This is a genomic window from Staphylococcus sp. GDY8P120P (genome assembly GCF_017892065.1).
GTDB lineage: Bacteria > Bacillota > Bacilli > Staphylococcales > Staphylococcaceae > Staphylococcus > Staphylococcus nepalensis.
Map to the genome: position 1 here is coordinate 214,664 of NZ_JAESKI010000008.1, position 23,451 is coordinate 238,114.

General features: G+C 31.9%; 28 protein-coding genes, 2 pseudogenes and 2 other annotated features (1 of these 32 running past the window's edge). Of the genes and pseudogenes, 4 read left to right on the forward strand and 26 right to left on the reverse strand.

All coding sequences use genetic code 11. The annotated features are described in order from the left end of the window. Window positions 1-125: 125 nt before the first annotated feature. From rpmA to KA900_RS07215, 7 genes are all read right to left on the reverse strand, one after another. A complete protein-coding gene (gene rpmA, locus KA900_RS07185; RefSeq protein ID WP_042738496.1) occupies window positions 126-410 on the reverse strand; it encodes a 50S ribosomal protein L27 in 285 nt (94 codons plus the stop codon). 11 nt (window positions 411-421) lie between these two features. Then, window positions 422-742: a ribosomal-processing cysteine protease Prp gene (locus KA900_RS07190; RefSeq protein WP_096809306.1), complete on the reverse strand. Its 321-nt coding sequence runs from the start codon at window positions 740-742 to the stop codon at window positions 422-424. 2 nt (window positions 743-744) lie between these two features. Further along, window positions 745-1,053, reverse strand: a complete 309-nt coding sequence (gene rplU, locus KA900_RS07195) for a 50S ribosomal protein L21 (RefSeq protein WP_019468505.1) — start codon at window positions 1,051-1,053, stop codon at window positions 745-747. Between the two features lie 12 nt (window positions 1,054-1,065). Further along, window positions 1,066-1,139, reverse strand: a sequence feature (ribosomal protein L21 leader region). A 29-nt stretch (window positions 1,140-1,168) separates the two neighbouring features. Continuing rightward, window positions 1,169-1,693: a rod shape-determining protein MreD gene (gene mreD, locus KA900_RS07200; protein WP_096809304.1), complete on the reverse strand. Its 525-nt coding sequence runs from the start codon at window positions 1,691-1,693 to the stop codon at window positions 1,169-1,171. Then, window positions 1,693-2,535, reverse strand: a complete 843-nt coding sequence (mreC, locus tag KA900_RS07205) for a rod shape-determining protein MreC (RefSeq protein ID WP_096809302.1) — start codon at window positions 2,533-2,535, stop codon at window positions 1,693-1,695. Before mreC ends, mreD begins: the two co-directional genes overlap by 1 nt. 483 nt (window positions 2,536-3,018) lie before the next feature. Next, a complete protein-coding gene (locus tag KA900_RS07210; protein WP_170006960.1) occupies window positions 3,019-3,177 on the reverse strand; it encodes a hypothetical protein in 159 nt (52 codons plus the stop codon). Window positions 3,178-3,244: 67 nt separating this feature from the next. Further along, window positions 3,245-3,703 (reverse strand): DUF4930 family protein, encoded by a 459-nt coding sequence (locus tag KA900_RS07215; protein ID WP_096809300.1) that lies wholly within the window; start codon window positions 3,701-3,703, stop codon window positions 3,245-3,247. Between the two features lie 147 nt (window positions 3,704-3,850). On the opposite strand from KA900_RS07215, the gene KA900_RS07220 reads away from it, so the two are divergent. Next, window positions 3,851-4,030 (forward strand): hypothetical protein, encoded by a 180-nt coding sequence (locus KA900_RS07220; protein WP_096809298.1) that lies wholly within the window; start codon window positions 3,851-3,853, stop codon window positions 4,028-4,030. Between the two features lie 54 nt (window positions 4,031-4,084). On the opposite strand, the gene KA900_RS07225 is transcribed toward KA900_RS07220, so the two are convergent. Further along, entirely contained in the window at window positions 4,085-4,360 is a 276-nt protein-coding gene (locus KA900_RS07225) for a hypothetical protein (protein WP_096809296.1), read from the reverse strand. A 119-nt stretch (window positions 4,361-4,479) separates the two neighbouring features. Further along, window positions 4,480-4,617, reverse strand: a pseudogene (locus KA900_RS07230) (JAB domain-containing protein); the annotation flags it as partial. Window positions 4,618-5,061: 444 nt separating this feature from the next. Here KA900_RS07230 and KA900_RS07235 point away from each other — a divergent pair. The 3 genes from KA900_RS07235 (at window position 5,062) to KA900_RS07245 (ending at window position 7,480) form a co-directional block, all read left to right on the forward strand. After that, window positions 5,062-5,205 (forward strand): hypothetical protein, encoded by a 144-nt coding sequence (locus tag KA900_RS07235; RefSeq protein WP_002360221.1) that lies wholly within the window; start codon window positions 5,062-5,064, stop codon window positions 5,203-5,205. Window positions 5,206-5,458: 253 nt separating this feature from the next. Further along, window positions 5,459-6,886: a chloramphenicol/florfenicol efflux MFS transporter FexA gene (fexA, locus tag KA900_RS07240; protein ID WP_165624956.1), complete on the forward strand. Its 1,428-nt coding sequence runs from the start codon at window positions 5,459-5,461 to the stop codon at window positions 6,884-6,886. Between the two features lie 177 nt (window positions 6,887-7,063). Beyond that, window positions 7,064-7,480 carry an NAD(P)H-dependent oxidoreductase gene (locus KA900_RS07245; RefSeq protein WP_031883923.1) on the forward strand — a complete coding sequence of 139 codons (417 nt, stop codon included), beginning with the start codon at window positions 7,064-7,066 and terminating at the stop codon, window positions 7,478-7,480. Window positions 7,481-7,762: 282 nt separating this feature from the next. Here KA900_RS07245 and KA900_RS07250 read toward each other — a convergent pair whose 3' ends face one another. The 17 genes and pseudogenes from KA900_RS07250 to KA900_RS07315 all read right to left on the reverse strand — a co-directional run bounded on the left by KA900_RS07250 (window position 7,763) and on the right by KA900_RS07315 (window position 23,182). Further along, window positions 7,763-8,128, reverse strand: coding sequence for a DUF6262 family protein (locus KA900_RS07250; protein WP_000619629.1), 366 nt, complete (start codon window positions 8,126-8,128; stop codon window positions 7,763-7,765). A gap of 1 nt (window position 8,129) precedes the next feature. Further along, complete coding sequence (locus KA900_RS07255; protein WP_029658482.1) at window positions 8,130-10,043, reverse strand: tyrosine-type recombinase/integrase; 1,914 nt, start codon at window positions 10,041-10,043, stop codon at window positions 8,130-8,132. 2 nt (window positions 10,044-10,045) lie between these two features. Further along, a complete protein-coding gene (locus tag KA900_RS07260; protein WP_031883924.1) occupies window positions 10,046-11,131 on the reverse strand; it encodes a tyrosine-type recombinase/integrase in 1,086 nt (361 codons plus the stop codon). 134 nt (window positions 11,132-11,265) lie between these two features. After that, window positions 11,266-11,802: pseudogene (gene radC / locus KA900_RS07265) on the reverse strand (RadC family protein); the annotation flags it as partial. Between the two features lie 784 nt (window positions 11,803-12,586). Further along, window positions 12,587-12,730: a hypothetical protein gene (locus KA900_RS14925; protein WP_308669854.1), complete on the reverse strand. Its 144-nt coding sequence runs from the start codon at window positions 12,728-12,730 to the stop codon at window positions 12,587-12,589. After that, window positions 12,727-12,960 (reverse strand): hypothetical protein, encoded by a 234-nt coding sequence (locus KA900_RS14990; protein WP_465160453.1) that lies wholly within the window; start codon window positions 12,958-12,960, stop codon window positions 12,727-12,729. The genes KA900_RS14925 and KA900_RS14990 overlap by 4 nt, the downstream gene beginning before the upstream one ends. Window positions 12,961-12,974: 14 nt before the next feature. After that, complete coding sequence (locus KA900_RS14930) at window positions 12,975-13,181, reverse strand: hypothetical protein (protein ID WP_310454508.1); 207 nt, start codon at window positions 13,179-13,181, stop codon at window positions 12,975-12,977. 8 nt (window positions 13,182-13,189) lie between these two features. Then, window positions 13,190-13,408 (reverse strand): nucleotidyltransferase domain-containing protein, encoded by a 219-nt coding sequence (locus KA900_RS14935; RefSeq protein ID WP_241966479.1) that lies wholly within the window; start codon window positions 13,406-13,408, stop codon window positions 13,190-13,192. Window positions 13,409-13,444: 36 nt separating this feature from the next. Next, window positions 13,445-14,305, reverse strand: coding sequence for an AraC family transcriptional regulator (locus KA900_RS07275; protein ID WP_174221769.1), 861 nt, complete (start codon window positions 14,303-14,305; stop codon window positions 13,445-13,447). A gap of 168 nt (window positions 14,306-14,473) precedes the next feature. Further along, a complete protein-coding gene (locus KA900_RS07280; RefSeq protein WP_125147425.1) occupies window positions 14,474-14,746 on the reverse strand; it encodes a hypothetical protein in 273 nt (90 codons plus the stop codon). A 339-nt stretch (window positions 14,747-15,085) separates the two neighbouring features. After that, window positions 15,086-15,382 (reverse strand): hypothetical protein, encoded by a 297-nt coding sequence (locus tag KA900_RS07285; RefSeq protein WP_096809290.1) that lies wholly within the window; start codon window positions 15,380-15,382, stop codon window positions 15,086-15,088. 99 nt (window positions 15,383-15,481) lie between these two features. After that, window positions 15,482-15,622: a DUF2089 family protein gene (locus KA900_RS14940; protein ID WP_096811209.1), complete on the reverse strand. Its 141-nt coding sequence runs from the start codon at window positions 15,620-15,622 to the stop codon at window positions 15,482-15,484. A gap of 622 nt (window positions 15,623-16,244) precedes the next feature. Further along, window positions 16,245-17,066: a squalene/phytoene synthase family protein gene (locus KA900_RS07295; protein ID WP_103373689.1), complete on the reverse strand. Its 822-nt coding sequence runs from the start codon at window positions 17,064-17,066 to the stop codon at window positions 16,245-16,247. Window positions 17,067-17,394: 328 nt separating this feature from the next. After that, window positions 17,395-18,204 (reverse strand): aldo/keto reductase, encoded by an 810-nt coding sequence (locus KA900_RS07300; RefSeq protein ID WP_199194483.1) that lies wholly within the window; start codon window positions 18,202-18,204, stop codon window positions 17,395-17,397. A gap of 179 nt (window positions 18,205-18,383) precedes the next feature. Beyond that, on the reverse strand, window positions 18,384-19,091 hold the full coding sequence (locus KA900_RS14995) for a prepilin peptidase (protein ID WP_096809285.1): 708 nt from the start codon (window positions 19,089-19,091) through the stop codon (window positions 18,384-18,386). 186 nt (window positions 19,092-19,277) lie between these two features. After that, window positions 19,278-20,540, reverse strand: coding sequence for a bifunctional folylpolyglutamate synthase/dihydrofolate synthase (locus tag KA900_RS07310; RefSeq protein ID WP_115342122.1), 1,263 nt, complete (start codon window positions 20,538-20,540; stop codon window positions 19,278-19,280). An 11-nt stretch (window positions 20,541-20,551) separates the two neighbouring features. Continuing rightward, window positions 20,552-23,182 (reverse strand): valine--tRNA ligase, encoded by a 2,631-nt coding sequence (locus KA900_RS07315; protein WP_096809283.1) that lies wholly within the window; start codon window positions 23,180-23,182, stop codon window positions 20,552-20,554. Window positions 23,183-23,223: 41 nt separating this feature from the next. Beyond that, window positions 23,224-23,451: a binding site (T-box leader), on the reverse strand (it continues 14 nt past the right edge of the window).

Sequence of the window (23,451 nt, forward strand, 5' to 3'; positions counted from 1 at the left end):
CACCTCTTTTTTATAAAACTTAATTTACATATCTTTTATATTATAGCATTTTCTAGATAACTAGAAAATAAAGACAAAAAATAAACACCAGAAGTCATCACTTCTGGTGTTAACATTAACAAAAATTACTCAGCTGCTGCATAAACAGAAACTTGTTTTTTGTCTCGACCTTTACGTTCAAATTTAACAACGCCGTCGATTTTAGCGAATAATGTATCGTCGCCACCGCGACCAACATTTTCACCAGGATAAATTTTAGTACCACGTTGACGGAATAAAATAGAACCGCCAGTAACGTATTGACCATCAGCACGTTTAGCACCTAAACGTTTAGACTCAGAGTCACGTCCGTTTTTTGTAGAACTTACCCCTTTTTTAGATGCGAAGAACTGTAAGTTTAATTTTAACATTTGGTTGCACCTCACTTATAATTTAATCTAATATTTTCATTGTATTCTTCCTCAATGGTTTGCAAGGAAACTAACATTGCTTGAAGAATTAATTGCGCTTGTTCATTATTCGTATCGACACTTCTGACATGAAAGTGTCCGCCGTCTTCACTGTAATCAATATCAGGTTTCTCAGAGGTTAATCCTATTATAGCATTAACACTGCCAAAAATAACTGCAGATGCTCCGGCACATACGATATCATAACCATACTCGCCATGTTCGGCATGGCCGTCCATGATAACATCCGTTACTTGACCCGAATCGTTCAATGTAATATCTACATTAATCATAATTACGCGTTGATTTTGTCGATTGTTAATTTAGTGTAAGGTTGACGGTGACCTTTTTTACGTTTAGAGTCTTTACGACGTCTGTAAGTGAAAACAGTGATTTTTTTACCGCGACCTTGTTTATTTACTGTTGCAGTAACTGTTGCACCTTCAACTGTTGGCGCGCCAACTTTAACTGAATCTCCACCTACAAATAGTACTTTATCAAAAGTGAAAGAATCACCTTCATTTACGTCTAATTTTTCGACGAAAATTTCTTGTCCTTCTTCAACTTTTACTTGTTTTCCACCTGTTTCAATAATAGCAAACATACTTTGCACCTCCTATAATTTAAGTCACGCCAAATCCAGGTGACACCAATGTACTTAAACCTGAATCCGAGCGGTTGTATGTAGCTAGAAACTACTCAACTACTGCATTTTAGCATTACGACCTTTTACTGTCAATCTTCAATTGCAGTTTTTCAAGAAATTTTGCAATTAGTGGGTATAAAATAATTAACAAAATAAAGTTTAGTATAAGTGTAGGTACTAATCTAAAAACAATAAACTCAAATAGGTTAAAATGGACTAAGCCTAATACGCTATATATAATTGCTGCATACATTTCTAATACGATCGTACTCAATAGAATAATAGCAAACAGCATTGAATGATCTCTATAAAACACTTTAAAGAAGAAATCCATAATCACAACTAATAATATGTAACCAAATAAATACAGCCCGTAAAAACTACCAAAATATAAATCAGTCATAAGTCCGAACACGACCGACAATATAACGGCCACACCAGCGCTTCTGTAAACACTCATGATCAAAATGTACATGATGGTTAAGTGCGGCACGAATATAATTTCTTTCCCAGAGATTTGCATAGGTATAACAAGTGCGATTGCAGTATCTACATAAAAGAGGATAATACCAATTATAAAGTAGTAAAAAGCTCTCATTAATTCTCACCACTTTCGGTATCAGGTACTGTATTAGGGTTTCTTTTTGCTACATAAACATGACTTAAATCAGCTAAATCAGTACCAGTCTTCACTCTAACCTCTTTAGATAATCCATATTCATCATTTTCTACCTTAGATACTTCGCCTATGTATAAACCTGTTGGAAGTTGATCAGCTAAACCGCTTGTAACAACTTTGTCTCCTTTTTTAACACTGTCTTTATTATTTATATCTGAAATAACGAGTTCTTCCGTTTTTGAGTCATAATGATCAATAAGGCCGAACACATTTTTATCATCATGTTGGATATTAACTGACAAACGGTTAGCTCTAGTGTTAGTTGATATTAAATCCACTTGAGAAGAGAATTGGTTCACTTTAGATATACGACCAACTAAACCGTCTGAAGTCATTACTGCCATGTTGTTTTTAATCCCATCTTTTTTACCTTGATTAATAACTAAGGTGTTCATCCATTGATCGGGGTTTCTAGATAAAACTGTACTAGAAATCGGTTCGAATTTAGATATATCTTCTATATCTAATTCTTTTTTATACTTTTTATTTTCTGACTTTAATCTTTCATTTTCTGCTTCTAACTGTTTAATTTTGTTTGATTGATTTTTTGAATCACCATTCGAAAAAATATTGTTTATTGACCCAGTAATAAAATGAACAGGATAACTTACGGCTTTTTGACCAAAAGCCACTGTATCCCCTACGTACTGTTCAACATACGATTGTGATTGCGATCGCAATGATACACCAATTAAGGCGATAAACACGATGATTGCACATAATATGACAATCAATTTGTTGTTTCTAAAAAACTTTGACAACCTAAACACCTCTATTAATCAACTATTTTATCTTCTTCTTATCATTTTATATTACTACATAAATGAAATAAAGCGCGAACGTTAAGAATATAAAACAAAATTTACTTGTGAATCAAAAAGACACAAGCCCTATTTATTTTGTATTCAAACATAATGATATCTAGTATTATAGCAATAATTGCGGTGAATAGTGTATTATTTAGTATTAATTTAGACACTAAAATTAATTATTGATGAGAGTAATATGCAAAATAGTAAACATAGCTTAAACTCTAATTATATTTTGGACCAGTTTTATTCTTTTATAAAAAATAAGAGTGAGCAAAAACCAATCGTTGCTGAATTGATTTCATATACTCACTCTTATGTATATCTATGGCCTCAACCACATTGTTACTACATAATACAGAAACTAGTTTATTACTATTGATCGATCTACGTATCATACTAGCCACTTTCCTGCGTCTTTTTTAACAAATATTTTTATTGTTTTTCTTCATCTGATGATGTTTGAGAGTCACTTGATTTATTAGATTCCTTTTCATCATCTTTATATAATGTTTCTTCTTTTCGCCAACGAGCAAATAAATTTTGCGCTTTTGCTTGTTCATCCGCTTTTTTTTCATTAGATTTTTCACTCATATTAAACACCAACCTTTTCATATTACTTTCTTAAGGCTAACTTATTTCTTGTTAGAATTCAAACGCACTACTCATAATAAGAAGTAGGCTTGAGCTCTATATTTTCACCTAATTGATTAAGGTCTTGATTCATTTCTATTTCAGTTTTATATACTCTCATAGAGTCAGATCCAAACTTATAAATTATAAATTCATCTCCACGCTGTCCAGCTAAATAAGCATCGTTGTATCCCATTCTCTGAATACCAGAGACCGACATAAATTCACGTTTATCAATCCAATCAAACATGTTTTTAGTTTGGCTTAGCGGAACGTTGTTTAATATATCGTTATCTTCAACTGAATATCTTTGTCCACCAGTAAGATGTCCTTCATTAGCATTTTTTTGTAGGGATGATTCATCTTCATGCACTGGATTCCAATCTTGATCTTTTAAAAAAGGAGCATATTTGAGCGCGAAAAATACAATTACTATAATTGCTATAATTGCTATAATATTTTTGATAATGCTAAATATAAAACGCATGAACCATCCTCCTATTTTATTCATCAAAATTATAGTATTTTAAATTATAATTATCATCAGACTATAGGTGTATTTATATCTTAACTATAGACTGATGCATGTATTATGCATTAATATTAAAATATATTTAAAGGGAGTGAATAGACAATGAGTATTTTATCTATAATCCTGCTTGCACTCTTAGTTATCTTATTATTTAGAGTAGGCTTATCACTTTTAAGATTTTTAATATATATTGGTATAATTGTATTATGTATTTACCTTGGATACCAAGGGATTCTTTGGTTAATGGAAAACTATAATCAATTTTTCAATTTTATAAATTAAAATTTTAGCGCTTATAGACTTTTTGTCCATTAAGCGCTTTTTATGTATGCAAAACTAACGTCTATTTGTAAGGACTTGATAACAATAATAACATCCACATAATAATAATGCCCATACTACCCCAACAATGATACCACTTAGTAAAACAATAAAATAGGAAGTATTATAGTCTTTTACCATATTGAGTATCAATGTAGAAATTGTAACGCCAATCGTTGAAACGATAACTGTAACATATACATGCTTCATTCTAATAATTTGTTTCATTTTAATAATTTGCATTAAATATATAATAGGTAATAATAATGCTACTAACAGAATGCTTTCCAATATTTAACCTCCCGCATCGAAGAACATCAAATGCACTATAATAATTAAATATATCACGGCTATCTTTACAAATATAATGATGAAAATATTATTTTAAAAACTACAAAATATTTTGAAATTTAATCAAAGTAACCCGCTTCCACCATACTCAGATATTCATGATCGCCTATAATTAAATGATCTAATAAGTCTATACCTAAAAGTGCGCCACATTCTCTTAACCGTGCAGTCGTTTTGATATCTTCTTTCGAAGGCGTAGCTTATTATCAAGAGTAAATTACTAAAAATCCATTAACATCAATGTTTTTACTTTAAGAACATATATTTAACGTGTTAAATCAAATGAAAAAATACAATGTCATTATTAGATGACAATTGATTACGGTCAGAAGAATGTACCACAAATAAAAAAACTAATTCCTTTTTATTTTATCGAGGAATTAAGCTTTTGACCTGCAACAATCACGCCCAATTTCGGAATATCTATAATATGATTTCGATCTTAAATTATCTACTTTAACTGACGCTACCTGCTCGTTAAAGAAGACCTATTTAAAAAAGTTTATACTGCACCTGCCTTTATTATGTAAGTAAAAATAGTAAAGCTTTAAATTGGTTTTCAAAAAAGTAGGGTTGATTATTTCTTTTTCATCAATTATAATTGTGTTATTATCACAATATGAGAAAGGAGGCAAAAAGTAATGGGAATTGATTTCATTAATGTCGAGTTTAGAAAGCATGTAAAAGTTTCAGGGGATTTAGGTACAACGGGATCAGTATGTCCTTTTTCACAAAAACAAAAAATGGAAACACTACCGGAAAACTTTTTGCCTCCTTTTATATAATGGGCAAAAATTTATGAATCTATTGCATTTGTAAAAATGCATACGAATGATTAGGCACCGGTTGTTAAACTGGTGCCTTTTTTTTGTTTGATCAGTTCAGTTAGTTTGGAGAACCGAATCTTTAATCATGCTGTAGAAATATGGTGAGTTCGTTGATTTGGTTTTACAATATAAATAGATATGAGGTGAGGTTTATGGTGAAAGCAGTGGATTTAGCCTCCTAAAATCACAATATATTTTAGGAGGAAATAAAATGAAAAAGGATAGTAAATCTAAAGAAATGATTCAATCTGAAAAAAGGGGTTCTACTAGGCTTTTAATGATGGTACTCTCCCTATCTGTACTTGTAGGTGCAATTACGGCTGATTCAGTCAATCCCGTACTTCCACTAATAAGCAAAGATTTAGAAGCTTCGAAATCTCAAGTGAGTTGGATAGTTAGTGGTATTGCACTTGTTCTTGCGATTGGAATTCCGATTTATGGTCGAATCTCAGACTTTTTTGAGTTACGAAAGCTATATATCTTTGCCATTATGATTCTGGCAAGTGGTAGTCTTTTATGTGCAATTGCCCCGAACCTCCCATTGTTGGTTTTGGGAAGAATGGTTCAGGGTGCTGGGATGTCCGCAATTCCAGTTCTATCAGTCATTGCAATTTCGAAGGTTTTCCCACAAGGAAAACGTGGGGGAGCTTTGGGAATTATCGCAGGAAGTATTGGTGTTGGAACTGCTGCTGGTCCAATATTTGGTGGAGTAGTTGGTCAATATTTAGGGTGGAATGCCTTGTTTTGGTTCACATTTTTGTTAGCCATTATGATTGTTATTGGTGCCTACTACGCGTTACCGACAATTAAACCGGCAGAATCCGTAGGAAGCAATAAGAACTTTGATTTCATTGGTGGTTTATTCCTCGGCCTCACAGTAGGATTACTCCTTTTTGGCATCACTCAAGGAGAAACTTCTGGTTTTTCTTCGTTCTCATCGTTAACTAGCCTAATTGGTTCTGTTGTAGCTTTGGTGGGATTTATTTGGAGAATTGTTACCGCAGAAAATCCATTTGTACCACCTGTCCTGTTCAATAACAAGGATTATGTCAATACGGTCATAATTGCATTTTTTTCGATGTTTGCTTATTTCGCTGTTCTTATGTTCGTCCCATTACTAGTCGTTGAGGTGAATGGACTCTCTTCTGGACAGGCTGGAATGATATTGTTGCCAGGTGGTGTGGCTGTTGCAATCTTATCTCCCTTCGTTGGCCGTCTTTCTGATCGATTTGGGGATAAACGTCTGATAATTACTGGGATGACTCTGATGGGGCTGTCTACCTTATTCTTGTCCACCTATGCATCTGGTGCTTCACCTCTGTTAGTTTCCGTGGGGGTCCTCGGAGTAGGGATTGCTTTTGCATTCACGAATTCTCCCGCAAATAACGCCGCAGTAAGTGCACTCGATGCAGACAAGGTTGGTGTCGGAATGGGGATTTTCCAAGGTGCTTTGTACCTTGGATCAGGAACTGGAGCAGGTATGATTGGAGCATTATTATCCGCTCGACGTGATGCTACTGAGCCGATAAATCCATTATATATATTGGACGCTATGTCCTACTCAGATGCGTTCCTTGCAGCTACAGGGGCAATACTCATTGCCTTAATAGCTGGATTAGGTTTAAAAAAGCGTGGGTAATAACTTAGTTATGTAAAGATTAGTTATTGTTTAGTTCATCTTCTATAGTTTAAGCTGTAAATAAATAGCTTAGGAATCACGCAAATTTGAATTTCTTAGAATAGAATACTTTTAAGTAACTCAACTTTCGTACACTGTTTTATTGGTGCGAAAGTTGAGTATGTTAAGGATGAAACAATGAAAACATTGGTGATCGTTTCTCACCCAGATATGCCAAATTCTCGAATCAATAAAGTTTGGGTAGAAAAAGCAGCGTCTTATTCAAACGAAATTACCATTCATGATCTTTATAGAGAGTATCCTGATTTTATTATGAATGTAAAAAGAGAGCAGGAATTAGTTGAAAATCATGATAATATTATTTTTCAATTTCCATTATATTGGTATAGTTCTCCTTCATTATTAAAAAAATGGATCGATGAAGTGATTATATATGGATGGGCTTACGGATCAAAGGGTAAAAGAATATTTTATAATCGAAAATTAGGATTAGCTATATCAGCTGGCGTAAAAAAAGGTGAATTTACAAGTATGGGTAAAAACAAGCATACATTAACCCAGATGTTAACACCATTCAAATCTTTATGTGCATAGATTCATGCTGAATATGTACCAGAGTTTGTACTTTACGGTGCTAATTCGGATATGAAGGGCGAAGAGATACAGAAAAGTGCTAATGAGTATTTGCAATATATTAAAAAGTATTATTTAAGAGCATAAAACACTTCTGCGATCATGCCAACAATACTAGAAGAAAGCCCATTTCCCCTTAACACATTTAGGGAAATGGGCTATTGAAGTTATTGAAGGTTTTAGCGATTTCATTTTAGGTAGCCAATTCAAAGTGCCCAATAAATTCCAAGAAACACAAATCTGCTAAAACAGCTTGCCATGTAATTTTTGAACTTGATCCTTTAACCGTTCATTCTCTTCTTCTAACGCCTTTATACGGCTTTTTAAGGTTTTTATTAATACGTCCTCTGAACGAGGGCTTTTACTAGGTTTACGGGGGGTTAACTCACTTATCTGCATCCCTCTTAATGTCTCCACTCTAGTTCTAATATCTTTTTGTTTGTAAAGCCATGACTTTGAAACATTTGCTTTTTGTGCAACGGAATTAAAATTAATCTTCTCTTCTTTCAATGCCATCTCTGAAATTGTCTTTTCAACCCTAATTCTTGTTTTCTCCGACTTGTCTTTAGCTAGCTGAACTATGGCAGTTGTGTTACCTTTTCTAATCATTTTAATTCGTCTCCTTTAACGAATGAATAATCTGTTCTAATCTATTTTTAACACGTTCATTGGTTTCAACCTGACGCTGCCATTGGTTTTGTTTAGCCCTATTTAGTATTTCTTTAGTTCGCTCTAAGTGCTCTTCATGTTCAGTAAGAAATTGTTTACTTGTACAGAAATTCGTACAATCTAAACATGCATTTGCGTGAGGACATGGTCCTGCAATTACTGGTAACCGACAATAGCCATTAGGAAGTGCCTGTGCATTGATATTCTTTTTAAACCATTGAAGATCTGTATTGTCAGCTTCAGTATTTTCCTCACTTAAATCCAGAATGCTACCGTTATTCGTTACTAAGGTTTCCTTAAATTTCGTAAATTCCTTCTTTAGGGTTTCATCAAAAATATGTGCATATCTTGCCGTCATTTCCGGTGATTCGTGACCCAAGAACTTCTGGACAATATGTTGTGGCACTCCGTTATTTATCATTCTAGTGCCAACTGTATGCCGAAAGGCATGAGCATGAAAACGAAAAATTTCTCCGTTGCTGTCCGTTATCTTTTCTTCATAAGCTAGTTCATTTAATTTAACCCTAAAGGTATCTTGTTTCAATGGTGAGCAATCTTTTCGGGGAAACACATATACACATCCATCATCGAGTTCATCAGCCACCCTTTGCTCTTGAACTAATATCAATGCAGCAATTTCTTTAGAAATAGGAATGATATGCTCTTTCTTCATTTTCCACTGATAATACTTTAAAAAGCAATCCCCTTCTTTATCGGTTATGACGCTCCCTTTTTTCAATGTACAAAGTTCACTGATACGCATCCCGCATTCTTGAAGTACCATAACCATTGTAGCAATATAAGGTTCCAATTTATCTAATTTCCCATTTAATTGTTCAAGTATATGTTCATCAATATAACGTGGTAGTGCCTTCGGCACTTTAGGGTAATCTTCTTGAAAGATAAGGATCTTAGAAGGTGTATCCTTCCAGTCATATCTTTGAATTGTAGTAAAAAAAACGTCTAAAGTAGATATTCGTCCAGTTACAGTACTGGGTTTTAAACCTTTTAAATTAATATAATTAAAATATTGCTCAATTTCATTTCTAGTTAATTGATGAATCCTTTGTATACCTTCACAATTTTTGTTCATGAAATTAAAAAATTCTTTTAATTTTGAAGCTATATCTACTACGTGAGAAAAGCTAGCTGTGTTTAACATTAGTTTACAATATCGCTTAACTATTTCTTTAAAATAATTATTCTTAAAACCCTTAAAGTTGATCGTATATTCGTAGGATGTTGGGTTTACCTTATCTTCCGGTAATGATAATTTTCTTCGATTCCAAACATCTTTTTCCCATTCTTCCCCATCAAAATAGAAGTCCTCATAGAATTCCATAAACTGCTTAAGATGAGTAACGTAATAGGAATTCGCATGTACAGTAACTTTCTGCTGATTTACATCAAGTTTGTAATTAGTAGTCGTAGTTTTTACTTTTTGTTCTGTTAAGTAGGTCCGGTATTCTGTCAAAGCTTTTTTTATAGGCACTTCGGTTATCGATGTAATATTAGGATATTTTAAATTTAAAAATCCCATCATCCGGCTTATCACTGTTCCCTTTCTAATCCAAACGGATTTTGCATTCCAAGCTCCATTATTCAAGTGAAGGTAATAAAAATATTTTAATTCTGTTTTCAACCAGACATTTTCCACCTTATCGAAATTTACCCAACGATTTCTTAGTGACGGATTCTTACTTAACTCAATTGCACTAGGATGCGGACAAATTCTTATATCCCATCTATCTGCTGCCCAATAACCTTTTAAAACACTTGTCATATTAGCTATTTTTTTATTAATCTCTGTACTAGCGATAAGCTTTCGATTAGTTGCTACACTTGGAAATTTCATTGTCATGTTTCTCTCCCTTGAAGATACTTTTTATATTCATTCTTCATATCTTGATCAGAAAGATGAACATACGTATCAAGTGTTGTTTGTACATGGGCATGCCCTAATCTTTTTTGTACATATGCAGCATCCCATCCACTTCTAATAAGCTCTGTGGCATGCGTATGACGTAATATATGGGCAGTGAAAGTAATCCCTGTCCGTTTTCCTAGTCTTCTTATTAAGTCTAATACACTTTGATATTTTAGAGGGTGGCCAAAATAAGAATCTTTAAGATTAATAAATATATAATCATGATCTAAATCTTCCCCATATTCATGTACTAAGTAATCGGTATATAATGCCATTAATTCCTTACTTACATCAATAGTTCTTTTTTTTTTAAGTTTAATATAAGCTCCATTTTCATTATGATCTCTTGGCCTGATGTTAATCTGGTTATCCCATGTTGAAATATCTTCAATACGAAGGGATAATGCTTCTCCTATCCGAAGTCCCCCTTCATACATAAGCATAATAAGTAACTTATCTCTTTTGGTATGACATGCCTCAATTATTGCTTTGACTTGTCCATGTTCTAATACTTGTACAAGTTTCTTTTTGACCCTAAGCTTTAAAATATTTTTTTTATAGGATCTACCTTTAGAAATATGGTGAAGAAACCCCTTAAAGTTTCTTCCTCTTGCTTCTTTAGACATATCTATAGCTTTAAAATTTTCTGTGCGATTTAAATACTCTAAGAAACTAGTTACAGCGTTAAGTATGGAATTAACTGATGTTTCCTCTCTTTTAGCCTTCTTTGGTTGTATATCTATTACCTTTAAATGCCCTGCTGGATTTCTTAACCATCCTACAAAGTTTGCTAAATCCTCAAATTGTAAATCTCCTAATTCGATTCTACTTTGGCTCATAAATTCATAAAACAGCTTGAGATGATAACAATATGTTTTAATGGTATTTGGAGCTTTGCCCGTATTATCCAAGTACTTTATAAATCGCTTAACCGGTTCTATCACTTCAAATTCTTTATCTAGCAGTATGTATAACGGATATGATTTTTCCTCCACAATTACTTTCTGAACCTTCATCTTTCCACCACCTTTAAATACTTTAACTACTATTAATAATACCCTTATATATTTAATAGTTAAAGCACTGTAATTAAAAAATCCTAAACTTCGAGTACTTAGAGTACTCTAGTTTAGGATACTATGTTTAATGTATCACCCGAGGGATGATTATGAAGTACGATAATTGCATTGCTTGCACATTTGATTGCTTCACTAAAAATTTCACGTGGATGTACAATTGAAGAATTTAAAGTACCAATAAATATTGTTTTCTTTTTTATAATGACGTTTTTGGAATTTAAGAAAAGCGCAATAAATTTTTCTTGTGTTAAATGTTCCATCTTCCCCATCATAAAATCTGCCACGTCTTTAGGACTAGTGATTTGAATTTTGTCATCAACGCTTCCAGAATGCATGCGCTCACCAAGCTCAAATGCTGCTTTCAATATGAGCGCTTTATATATACCTACACCTTTTATTTTATTCAAATCATTTACAGATAACCCTTTTAATTCTTTTAAGCTACCTACTGATTTTAACAATTCATTAGCTATATCTAAACTTGAACACCCTTTTCTACCTGTATTAATTAAAATAGCTAATAATTCCGCGTGCGACAAACGTGCTGCACCATGGCTTAACATACGTTCCCTTGGTTTCTGATGATCCGCAAGCTCATTTATTCTCAATAAACAACAGCTCCTATTTATTATATTATTATGAAAAAGATTTGTTTAAAAAATGGGACATTACGATTTATGGTAGAAGGATTTAGAAGAGCGCATGATTTATATACATTTATTTTACTACAGTTAATATCGGTTGTTGACAGTTTTTTCATTAATTTTAAAATTGAGAGTTTGTTACAACAAGTACTTACTTTATATATTAAAATCACTCAAATATATTTTTAATAATGATGAAAAAGTAAGTTGAGATATAAATTCGCATGCTCATAATAAGAGAGCTAACCCTTTAGGTATTAGCTCTCTTATTATTTAATATCTTACGATTTTGGCTATGCATGCCTGCCTGAAGTATGGTTCGAACCTATAGTTTCTCACTCGTACTATTCTCTCGAGCTTCAGCACGTTATAAAATCGTTACAAATGATGTATTTTAGTATAAAGAAATAAGGGCCTTTCGTGTAATTTAATAAACATCACCGCTGTTTAGTTTATATATATTATAATATTTTCCGTATAATATTGGCAGTGATTTAGGCCGGCTCCTGCTGGAAGAGCACTAGCCGAAGACTACAGTATAAGATAGTGCTCGCGGAAAGCGTGCACAAAAAACTGCCAACAAAGTCGGAGACTTTGCCGACAGTTTACACCCTAGGCATAGCGTATATTTTTTATATAAAAAATCCATCTTTTCCATATGGGATATACCTTGTTTTAAAAATGTTTGTTTAATAATATAACGCCAACAAAGGACTTTAACCTAATTCGATTACACAAAGATATAAAGCTATAAAGATTTAACTTCTTCGACTAAATCCTTTAAATCTTTTGCAGCTTTCTTCATTTTTTCGGAGTCACTTGAAATCAAAGTAATAACTGATTCAACGCTTTCTTTATACTTTTCTGGTTTGTTTATAAATGCTTGAATCATAAAAAACACTTTTTTTCATTAATACAATATGCGTTGTTTTTTGCAAAAATAACTTGATTTAAACAAGCTATACTTCTAAAGCAATGACTCGTTACATAAAAACTATCTTGTTTATCTACGTTGGCTTCAATAAACATCAAAGAAAAAGATGATTCAAATAAGAAAAATGATATAATAGCATGTTTCATTTTTTCCGGATAAATCTCTATTCGATTTTTTAATGCTTTCAATATTCTTTTAGAATCTAATAAAATTTGTGATATGGAGACAGTTCTCCCATATACATAACATTTAAATAACCATGGGGGCGGCCAGTTTGGTAGTGAATTGAAACATTTCCCTCTAAAGATTCATTAATAACTTGTCTTAACTTTTCAATATCTCGAAAAATAATATCTACATGATAGCCATCTATCACTAACGAACCACCGCCATCAATCCATTCTCCCAAATTAGATATTAAATGCTTCTTTTTTCATCATTTAAATTAAAGGCAATATTTTCGATATCATTAATATTAAATTCTTTAGACTCATCATAATAAAATCCAATATCAATATCGAAATCAGCACTATGGGTTCCTCTTGCCCTAGAACCGCCTAAAACATCGCCTACTATACCCGGAACTCCAACCAACTCATTTTTTATATTATTTATTACATTGTCTACAATATCCAAACTAACACCTCCTTGCGTTAGTGTTCATTTAATAATTTAATGACTAACTGCTACCCATATTTCGCTATAAGCAAAATCATTATTTGAACTATCAAACTTCGTAAAAGAAAACATCGGTACATCAGATAATGTATATTCTGTGTCTGGTAGCCATTCAGAGTATATTTTCGCGTAAGTGTCTTGTAAAGTTTTTGGAAATTCACCTTCATTTTCAAATACGACCCATTTGCTTTCATTGAAATGAATAACATCCATTTGACTGCTTATATCATTTTTAGTAGTTAAAACGCCTACCATATGAGTCAAATAACCTTCTTCTTTAGTGAAATCTTCATCAGCGTTGTAAGAAACATTTACAATTTCTTTTGGTTCCATATCTTGTAAATGGTGCATTTCTTTTTTTTGTTGTTCAGTTATACTATTTGCTAATTGATCAATGTCTTTATTAACACCTTCAAATTGCATAGGTACACGTTTTTGAATTCCTACTATATTAAATTTTGGTTGTTGTACAATTCTAGTTTTCATATTTATTCCTCCCGTAACATTAACAAAAAATGAAAGTTTTGGATATGAAATTAATACTTGATTTTCATGAATTTGAGATGGCAAATATCCGCTCCAAGCCTTAAAAGTTCTAGTGAAACCATCCATTGAATAACCATATTTTGTAGCCACATTTGTTACTGACTCATTATTCAGCAAATCTTTATTAGCAAAATATAATTTTCTTTTTTTAATGTATTCAGATAATCCAATACCACTTAAGAATATAAATAAATTTCTATAGTGTTGTGCAGGTAAACCAACAAAATTTGATATATCTAATAAATTTAATTCCTTAGTTAAATTTTCATCTATATAATCTATAGATTTGTTTAATTCATTTAAAATCATATCCATCACCTTTCAACTTTATAATAACTAATGACTAAAATGATTACTCGACAATTTATATATAAAAATAATCGTATATGCTGCTATATTAAAAAAGAGCGGCAAAATTTAGCCACTCATAGCTCGTCACCTTGCAACCAATCAAGCAAAAACGTGTGTAATTAAAAATTATATTCTTTTCTCCATAGATTTAATTCCTAAATTTATCGCTAATAATCGTCGTTCATTCAGTGTTTTTTGACTATTACGGGCTTCGGTTTTATCAATCTGTCTTTGAATTGAAAGTTTTAAAGAATATAACGCCTCAATTGCTAAAACAATATCTTCGTCTATATAGTTAAAATCAATATTTCCCCAATCATTGCTTAAAAAATTTAAAGCTACTGCAAAAGCATTTCTCTTTCTTTTTACAAGAATTGTATTTGCACCTTTAACCTTCATGCTCATATAAGCTTTTTCTAGTTTTTTAACGTAGCATTTAATGATTTCATAGCCATATTTTGTGTTTCTTTATTTATGGTGCCCTCACTTCCAAAATTTAAATTCACACTGCCAAAATCATTCTATTTTTAAATTACTTTTCGTTCGTTTTTAAATTCTGTTTTGTTAATTCAATTAAGTTGATTGGCTATATAACTTATATGAATATATTTTTTTAACTTTTCTAGTTTTTAATATGTGTAGTTTTTTAAATATAATTGAAATACTTCTTTTTACCGAAATACAAAACAAAGATTTTATTATTTGTACTCCTTTAATTAACTATAACTACATATAATGTTAACTTAGGTCCTTTCCTTCCATCTTATGTAATTCTTTTTGCGCTTTTTTCTTATTATCTTTTTGAGCATTTTCCCATTGACCTAAAAGGAATAAAAGACCAATAACGCCAAATATTAAAGTTCCCCAAATATTTAATCCTAATTTTTCTGTTGAATACAAATATATAAGCGCCATTACAAATAAGAATGGTACGATGGCCCCCACTAACTTATTTCCTGTTTTGGATAAGAAGTATTGTATAGCAAATAAAATCGCATATAAAATAACTGGTAAAAATATCATGAAGTTATCCAAATCTATTCGCTCTCCTTTACATTATTATAAATTTCTAATAATTGTTTAGCATCATTCCAGCCTAATTTTTTTCAATCGCTAGCTTTCTTACATAGTTTACTAATGCACATTCTCGTTGTCTTGGACTGATTCTATACTTGCAATTACATTATTTAACCGTTGCCTCACTGTTGGATATGAAACTTCATAATATTTAGCTAAAGCTTTTAATGATCCAGAGTTTAAAACAAAGTTTTTAATGAATTAAAATCTGATTTTTCTAAATTTTTATCCATTTAGATATATCATTATTGTTCAATCAAACCGCTCCCTATCAGGCACATTAACAATTTTTTCGATAAAGTCCAATTATACTTAAATATAATTGAACTATTTATTAATAATATTTAAGTATAAAATTCATTTTATATATTTAATGAAGAATGAATTTACTAATACAAAAATAAAGAACCTTACTTACTCCAAATATTTTTATTATGGTACTAGATGTTGTGTTTTCTCAATTACTTCCAAAAGATAGAGATTATCTTTATAGATTTTCGGCTAAAAAAACTATAAAAATAAGAGTAAACTAATTTTTTATGATTAAACAAGACTCAAATATTCAATTCGAACCTTGTTATTTCGATTTAAATTTATGTTTATTTAAATAACTAGTATCGTTATTATATTTTTATATTGATTATTAATATAAAAATCAAAAGATTCAACACTGTCGTTCTATTCATAAATTTATCTTCTTTCTTCCCATAAAATATACAAGATTTTTCTGTTGCTAATATTTCAATCAACCACTTAAAAAAGCATAGTCTGCTTTCAAATGTATAAAATACAAATTGAAATAGCTACGCTTTAAATAACACTATTCTTCTTTTTTTACTTCTTCTACAGTTTTTTCAACTTCTTCACGGGTCATTTTTTCGCGCCCGTCTTTCATAGCCTTAAGCGTTTTATGTGCAAAAGCTAAAGGTAACCGACAGAATAATAAAATGGTTCTTTTATGAATTGCTTTCATGTACGCATCAGCTTTTGCTAGGTTTTCTTCGGCATAAGCAAATAAGTCTTCACGTGTCCAATCGTCTGGAACAAAACTCACATCTCGCTCCTCAAGATCTTCTTCTTCATTTCTTAAAATATTTACTGCTTGAAGACCACGACCATACCCTATTGCTAGCTCTCTATCTGTTTTCACGCCTGCGCAGAAATCCCATAGTTGAGAAAGCATTACACCTACAAGTCCTGCTACGTAATATGTATAATCGTCTAAATCTTCTCGCGTTTTAATGCTCCAGTTTGCTTTTGCCCATTTTGCCATACCATATGCCATTTCACTAGAAGATGCCATAACTATCGATCTTGTTTGATCTGGGCATGCAGCCAACCAATCCCCTAACCTTACTGTAACCTCAGGTAATTTGTCTTTAACGGGGTTAATAACCTCTAAATATCTTTCTTCATCAAAAGGTGCTTTAAGTAATTCACTGATTTGCATTAACATGCTATGTTTTAAGTCATTTTCAATTTCTTCATGATCCTCGATTTCATCTATTGCACGCATAACTAAATATGCACAAGCTACTGAGTGTTTTAGTTCTTTTTCTAAAAAAGTTATTGGAATATAAAACGTACGGCTTGTCTCTTTTAAAACGCGCATAGCATCTTTTGGGAATTTCTTATCTGCCATTTTATGTCTTCCCCTCCCTTTTCTTGATATTATCATATTATTACATATTAAAATAGCATATGCTATGATGAAGTTATTTTTATTACTATCATTTTCGAAAAGTGTAGATTTTAAGTATAAATTGTTATTTTTAATTTTGTAGGACTTGCAATGTACTTTTTTAATTATTTATAAATAGATATTTCTTTAACAAATTAAAAAGCGAGAATGAAATCAAAAATAAGTGAGTTGATTTCAAATCCCGCTTTTAAATGATAACTGTATTCCTAAAATTTGGCGAATCAAATTTTACTTTGGTTTTACAGTTCAAGATAATACTTATGCAATTTTATACAAACTCTTCATATTCATATGGATTTTGTCCTTCGACGCGTCCGTCTTCACCTTTATCTAAAGCGTCAATTGTTTGTATATCATCTTCTGAAAGTTCAAAATCCAAGTAATTAAAATTATCTATTTGGTGTATATATTGAGAAGCTTTAACTACTGGGAAAACTTGTTTTTGGTTTATCCAATTAATGATAATTTGAGCAGTTGAACGGTTATATTTTTGAGCTATTTCTTTGATTGTATCGTTTGTTAACACATCGTTGATTTCACGACCTAATGGGCTCCAAGCTTCGGGTAATACACCGCGTTTAAGGCATTCTTGGATTAATGCGTTGTTATTAAAGTATGGTTGTATTTCTATTTGATTGGTTGCAGGTGTTACACCTGTTGCTTCAATAATGTCATCTAAATGCTCAGGCATGAAATTAGATACTCCGATTGTTTTAATTAATCCATATTTTTGAGCATCTACTAAGGCTTGCCAAGCTTCCACATATTTACCTTGTTTAGGATTAGGCCAATGGACTAAATATTTATCAAAATAATCTAAGCCCGTTCTATAAAGCGACTCTTGTATCAGGTTAATGGCTTTATCATATTCATGACTTGAACCTGGTAATTTAGCACTTACATAAATGTCTTCTCTTGGAACACTTGAACGACGAATAGCTTCACCTACCATACCTTCATTGTTATAGTTTGTGGAAGTATCAATAACTCTATAACCTAGATTCAACGCATTTTCTAATTGTTTAACGCCGATGCCCCCTTGAACATTAACAGTGCCTAACGCTATATGTGGTAACATCGTGCCATCGTTTAATAGAAATTTTTCATATAAACTCAAAATATAACTTCCTTTCAATTCATAATATTCAATTAGTAAGGGAATATTGTTATTTTCACCTTTTAATAGTTATATTTATTGTTTACCCACTTCTAATACCTTTTAATCTGTATTTGAATTTCATAATGCCTAATTAAATATTAATAGAACAAGTTAACTTCATGCATTTTTAAATGTACTAACGCCGTTTCTATACAATAAGCGATATAGATAAAAGGAATAAGCGGTATTTTAATTTTTCTTTTCTTCAACTTTAATACTAAAATGATAGCAAAAACACTACCGCTTAAAAATGTTAAAAATAACACATTGATAAAATATATGTAAGGTAATAAATAAGATAACAGAGCACAAATTAAAATATCTCCATAACCAATCGCACTTTTAAAGCATATATAAAAGAGATGAAGTATAAACGTGATGACTAAAAATTGATACACATTTCCCTCAATAATAAAAATACTACTAATGGCAAATATTAAATACATATGTAAAGGGATAGACAAAGTTTGTAAATCATATAACGAAAATATAAGAAGAAATAAATATATCAATAAGAAGGAAGTTAACGCTTCAGAGGTAAAACTGAATAGCAAATAAAATGCTGGTATAAGTGACGTTATTTCGCCGATAAGATAATACTTATTGAGTTTTTGATAGCAGCATGAAGCGCGTCCCCAAAGTTTAATATAGCTGACTACGGGTATCATATCTCTAAATTTTAATTGTTGGTTGCAAAAATCACATTTAGATCTCAAAAGTAAATATTTTAAATTGAATTTTTTCATGAAACACAAGTGATAAAGAAAACTAAACAGTATAGGACATACGATGAGTAGTAGTAGCAATGTTCGCCTCCTGTCCTCATTATATCACCCTTGATTTAAGGTTATAAGAAAAAAGTCATTTATTAAATTATAATATAAAAGAGCAATGAAAAAGCTAGTTAATCACTCAGTGTTTCTCTCACTAACATTGAAAAAACACTAAATCATTACTAGCTTTTTAAATAATCATAAATTAATATATTATAACTAGAAGTTAACTTTAGATTTAACTTCACTGATAAAATACAAACTACCTGTAATCACTAAACCAGACCCGTTATAATTTTCAATAAATTGAACAAAGTCGTCTATAGTTTCTTTTTGCTCGAAACGTATTTCGTCATATATTGTTTCTTTAGTACACGCTTTGGGAAAATCAAAATCCGTTACATAAAAAGTTGAAGCGACTGTTTTCAATTGATCAACCATGCTATGGATTGGTTTTCCTTTAATTGCAGCGTATAAGACATCTACAGACTCTAATTTGTAATAATCTTTTAAAGTTTTAATTAGAGCTTCTACGCTTTCTAAGTTATGCGCGCCGTCTATAATCATTAGTGGTTGATCTTTAACTTTTTCAATTCTTCCTGTCCAATTGACCGATTCAATGCCATCAATCATTTTATTAAAATCTAACTCGACTAATCCTGACTCATTCAATTCTATAAGCGCTGTTATTGCTAATGCAGCATTTTCTTTTTGATGTTCGCCCAACATATTTAAAATAAGTGTTTCTAATTCATAATTTTTATAACGGTACGTAAACTCATCACCTTGAGAAATCACACTAATATCTCTATCTAACTCTATACCTTCTGCATTTTGTTGTTCTACAAAATCTCGAATAACTTTCAGTGCGTCTTCATTTTTTACTGCGTAGATTACAGGTGTATCTGGCTTAACAATTGCGCCTTTATCTTTTGCAATATCTACATAAGTATCACCCAAAATATCTACATGATCTAAACCAATACTTGTTAAAATACTAAGTATTGGTTTAAATACGTTTGTTGAATCATTTTTGATACCTAATCCTGCTTCTACTATTACAAAATCTACTGGATGGATTTCTCCGAAATAAAGAAACATCATAGTTGTAATAATTTCAAATTCAGTTGCTGTGCCAAGTTCTGTTTCTATTTCTAATGCTTCACTTACTGGTTTTACTTTTTGAACTAATGCTACGATGGCGTCATCACTAATAGGCGTACCATTTAAACTTATGCGTTCATTAAATGTTTCTATAAAAGGCGATGTAAAGGTACCGACCTCATATCCATTATCAACGAGTGCTGATCTTAAATATGCAACAGTTGACCCTTTACCATTCGTACCACCGACATGAATACCATTGATATTAAATTGTGGGTTATTTAATCTATTTAACATCCACTCCATGCGTTTAACACCTGGTTTAATGCCAAATTTAGTTCGTTCATGTATCCAATATAAGCTGTCTAGGTAATTCATGTTTAGGACTCCTATGCTTTTAATTGATTAATACGTTCTTGTACACCGTCATATTTTTCTTGATATGTTTGTTTTTTTTCACGTTCTTCATTAATAATTTTTTCCGGTGCCTTATTAACAAAGTTTTCGTTAGCTAATTTTTTATTAACACGGTCCAACTCTTTTTCCCATTTTAATAGCTCATTTTCTAGTCGTTCAATTTCTTTATCCATGTCAATTAAGCCTTCTAATGGTAATACAACTTCACCTGCAGATGTGATGGATGTCATTGCTTTTTCAGGAATTGTGATAGATGTATCGATAACCAATTCACTTGGATGACAGAATCTATCAATGTAATTTGAATTATTTGTTAACGTATCTTTTAAATTTTCATTTTTAGCTTGAATGAAAATTGGAATTGCTCTTGATAATGGTGTATCTACCTCTAATCGGGATTGTCTCACTGATTTAATGATTTCAACTAGTTGTTGCATTGTTTCTTTACTCTCATCAAATACGAGCGCTTTATTTACTTTAGGCCAAGCCGCATTGACAATGGTCTCACCTTCATGAGGTAAGTTTTGCCATATTTGTTCTGTGACAAATGGCATAAATGGATGTAGCATTCTCATCGTATTATCTAAAACATATGTTAATACAGATCGTGTTACTTGTTTTTGAGTTTCATCTTCGCCGTTCATTGGTATTTTACTCATTTCGATATACCAATCACAGAACTCGTCCCAAATAAAGTTATAAAGTGCTCTACCAACTTCGCCAAATTCATATTTTTCACTTAAATCTGTTACTGTATCAATTGTTTCATTCAAACGAGTTAGAATCCATTTATCTGCTAATGAAAGATTACCAGTTAAATCAACATCTTCAACTTTAAAATCCTCACCAATGTTCATAAGACTGAAACGAGCAGCATTCCAAATTTTATTGATAAAATTCCAAACAGATTCAACTTTTTCTGTAGAATAACGTAAATCATGACCAGGTGAAGATCCTGTAGCTAAGAAATATCTTAAGCTGTCTGCGCCATATTCGTCTATAACATCCATTGGATCCACACCATTACCAAGTGATTTACTCATTTTACGCCCATCTTCTGCACGTACTAATCCATGTAATAATACATCATTAAATGGACGTTGGCCAGTAAATTCTAAACCTTGGAAAATCATTCTTGCTACCCAGAAGAAAATAATGTCATAACCAGTTACAAGCGCATTGGTTGGATAATAACGTTGGAAATCCTCGCTTTCAACATCAGGCCATCCTAACGTTGAAAATGGCCAAAGCGCACTAGAAAACCATGTATCTAATACATCTTCATCTTGAGTCCAATTTGCTTCATCTTTAGGTGGCTCTTCCCCCACATAGATTTCTCCAGTTTCATTATGATACCAAGCAGGTATTTGGTGGCCCCACCATAATTGACGAGAAATTGTCCAATCTCGAATTTCTTCCATCCAACGGTTAAACGTTTTTTCAAATCTATTAGGTACAAAATCAATTCTATTATTTGTTTTTTGGTTATTTAAGGCTTGTTCTGCTAATGGTTTCATTTTAACAAACCATTGTGTAGATAAGTAAGGTTCAACCACTGCGCCTGAACGTTCAGAATGCCCTACTGAGTGTTCATGTTCTTCTATTTTAATCACTAAGTCTTGTTCTTGTAAATCTTTAACTAATGCTTCACGACACTCAAATCTATCCATGCCTTGGTATTTACCAGCATATTCATTCATATGGCCAGATTCATCCATAACAGTAATACGTTCTAAATCATGTCGGTTACCTATTTCAAAGTCATTTGGGTCGTGTGATGGCGTTACTTTCATCGCACCACTACCGAATTCAATATCAACATATTCATCTGCTAATATAGGTAATTCCCTTTCTACTATTGGTAAGATAACTTTTTTACCGATAACATCTTTATAACGTTCATCATTAGGGTTTACCACGATAGCAGTATCACCTAACATTGTTTCTGGACGCGTAGTAGCTATTTCAATATAACCTTCGCCATCCGCATAAGGGTATTTGAAGTGATAAAATTTGCCTTGAATATCTTCGTGGATAACTTCTATATCAGATAAAGCTGTACGCGCAATTGGATCCCAATTAATAATATATTCACCACGATAAATTAAACCTTTATTATACATGTCAACAAAGACTTTTTTCACGGCTTTACTTAAACCTTCATCTAATGTAAAGCGTTCTCTACTATAATCTAGCCCTAAACCTAATTTAGCCCATTGTTGTCTGATAAACGTAGCGTATTCTTCTTTCCAATCCCATGCCTTTTCTAGGAATTTACTTCTACCTAAATCATGACGAGATAGTCCTTCTTCTTTAAGTTTTGCTTCTACTTTAGTTTGTGTAGCAATACCTGCGTGATCCATACCAGGCAAGTATAATGTATCGTACCCTTGCATGCGTTTCATTCGCGTAATAATATCTTGTAATGTTGTATCCCAAGCATGTCCTAAATGTAATTTTCCTGTTACATTCGGGGGCGGAATGACAATCGTATATGTTTCTTTTGAATGATCTTCTGAAGCTTTAAAATAGCCATTATTAACCCACTCGTCATAACGTCCAGCTTCAACTTCATTTGGATTATATTTTGGTTTCATTTCCATATGTTAAAATCCTCCTTAAATAAATAAAAAACCCATCCTATAAATAGGACGGGTTTTCCGTGGTACCACCTAAATTCAAGAAATTAGCATTCCAATTTCAAGCACTCAAAATTATGATTAACGCTCAAACACGCTTTAACTTAATCTATAATCAAAACCAATGATTTATTTCAGTCAAAGTTCAATGTGGGCTACCTTCAATAAGTTAAATTGTACATTTTCAGCAACCATGTACTCTCTGTTAAATTTCAGCTTATTTACTCTTCCCA

Excerpts from the sequence above, each read along its gene's own strand:
- rpmA (WP_042738496.1), bottom strand. The coding sequence starts at position 410 with ATGTTAAAATTAAACTTACAGTTCTTCGCATCTAAAAAAGGGGTAAGT.
- KA900_RS07190 (WP_096809306.1), bottom strand. The coding sequence starts at position 742 with ATGATTAATGTAGATATTACATTGAACGATTCGGGTCAAGTAACGGAT.
- rplU (WP_019468505.1), bottom strand. The coding sequence starts at position 1,053 with ATGTTTGCTATTATTGAAACAGGTGGAAAACAAGTAAAAGTTGAAGAA.
- mreD (WP_096809304.1), bottom strand. The coding sequence starts at position 1,693 with ATGAGAGCTTTTTACTACTTTATAATTGGTATTATCCTCTTTTATGTA.
- KA900_RS07210 (WP_170006960.1), bottom strand. The coding sequence starts at position 3,177 with ATGAGTGAAAAATCTAATGAAAAAAAAGCGGATGAACAAGCAAAAGCG.
- KA900_RS07215 (WP_096809300.1), bottom strand. The coding sequence starts at position 3,703 with ATGCGTTTTATATTTAGCATTATCAAAAATATTATAGCAATTATAGCA.
- KA900_RS07220 (WP_096809298.1), top strand. The coding sequence starts at position 3,851 with ATGAGTATTTTATCTATAATCCTGCTTGCACTCTTAGTTATCTTATTA.
- KA900_RS07235 (WP_002360221.1), top strand. The coding sequence starts at position 5,062 with ATGGGAATTGATTTCATTAATGTCGAGTTTAGAAAGCATGTAAAAGTT.
- fexA (WP_165624956.1), top strand. The coding sequence starts at position 5,459 with ATGAAAAAGGATAGTAAATCTAAAGAAATGATTCAATCTGAAAAAAGG.
- KA900_RS07245 (WP_031883923.1), top strand. The coding sequence starts at position 7,064 with ATGAAAACATTGGTGATCGTTTCTCACCCAGATATGCCAAATTCTCGA.
- KA900_RS07250 (WP_000619629.1), bottom strand. The coding sequence starts at position 8,128 with ATGATTAGAAAAGGTAACACAACTGCCATAGTTCAGCTAGCTAAAGAC.
- KA900_RS07255 (WP_029658482.1), bottom strand. The coding sequence starts at position 10,043 with ATGAAATTTCCAAGTGTAGCAACTAATCGAAAGCTTATCGCTAGTACA.
- KA900_RS07260 (WP_031883924.1), bottom strand. The coding sequence starts at position 11,131 with ATGAAGGTTCAGAAAGTAATTGTGGAGGAAAAATCATATCCGTTATAC.
- KA900_RS14925 (WP_308669854.1), bottom strand. The coding sequence starts at position 12,730 with ATGATTCAAGCATTTATAAACAAACCAGAAAAGTATAAAGAAAGCGTT.
- KA900_RS07275 (WP_174221769.1), bottom strand. The coding sequence starts at position 14,305 with ATGATTTTAAATGAATTAAACAAATCTATAGATTATATAGATGAAAAT.
- KA900_RS07280 (WP_125147425.1), bottom strand. The coding sequence starts at position 14,746 with ATGAAGGTTAAAGGTGCAAATACAATTCTTGTAAAAAGAAAGAGAAAT.
- KA900_RS07295 (WP_103373689.1), bottom strand. The coding sequence starts at position 17,066 with ATGGCAGATAAGAAATTCCCAAAAGATGCTATGCGCGTTTTAAAAGAG.
- KA900_RS07300 (WP_199194483.1), bottom strand. The coding sequence starts at position 18,204 with ATGTTACCACATATAGCGTTAGGCACTGTTAATGTTCAAGGGGGCATC.
- KA900_RS07310 (WP_115342122.1), bottom strand. The coding sequence starts at position 20,540 with ATGAATTACCTAGACAGCTTATATTGGATACATGAACGAACTAAATTT.
- KA900_RS07315 (WP_096809283.1), bottom strand. The coding sequence starts at position 23,182 with ATGGAAATGAAACCAAAATATAATCCAAATGAAGTTGAAGCTGGACGT.